The organism is Vibrio makurazakiensis (genome assembly GCF_050337375.1).
GTDB lineage: Bacteria > Pseudomonadota > Gammaproteobacteria > Enterobacterales > Vibrionaceae > Vibrio > Vibrio makurazakiensis.
The window spans coordinates 1-600 of record NZ_JAKJSW010000494.1 but is presented as its reverse complement, the minus strand read 5'-3'; the positions used below and the strand labels follow the sequence as shown (position 1 = coordinate 600).

2 pseudogenes are annotated in these 600 nt (G+C 37.3%); both read left to right on the top strand.

The window, feature by feature from the left end:
• Positions 1–300: pseudogene (locus L4C33_RS22745) on the top strand (hypothetical protein); the annotation flags it as partial.
• Positions 297–600 (top strand): annotated as a pseudogene (locus L4C33_RS22740) (hypothetical protein); the annotation flags it as partial. The pseudogenes L4C33_RS22745 and L4C33_RS22740, both read left to right, overlap by 4 nt.

Here is a 600-nt window from a genome sequence, read left to right as displayed (position 1 = left end):
GTCTTAGGTGGACTGCTGAGTACTGAAGATAAAGAATCATTAAGTAAAGTTCCTTTCGTTGGTGATATTCCTGTTTTGGGCGCGTTATTTAGAAATACAGGTACCGAGCGTAGTAAAACTGAATTGATCATTGTGGCGACAGTAAATTTAGTGAAGCCAATTGAACCTAATCAAATTCAATTACCAACAATGAAAAAGACGACGACTTTAGAACGTTTCTTCGTGATAGAAAACCAGTATGAGCAAGCTAGTTCGATTTGGACTCAAGAAATACTATCTTCAGGAGGCTTTCAAAAATGATCCGTTTAAATAAATTTAAAGTTCTTTTAATGATCCTTTCTATTGCTACTTTGAGTGGATGTGCGGAAAAAGTTCAAGAAAGGCAAGGTCAGTCGATTGAAGTTGTGCCTGTTGAATACATCACATCTTTTGAAGCAAAAAATATTGCACAAACTAAAGCCGAAGTTTTTGGGCTTATCGACGATAATTTTAGTTTATTCGCGGAAAAAGGCGCTCAGTTTTTCTGGCATACACAGCAGGGAAAACATCTGGCGGACCAAGCAATTGAATATATGGTTAACAAAGGAGTCAGCGGTAATC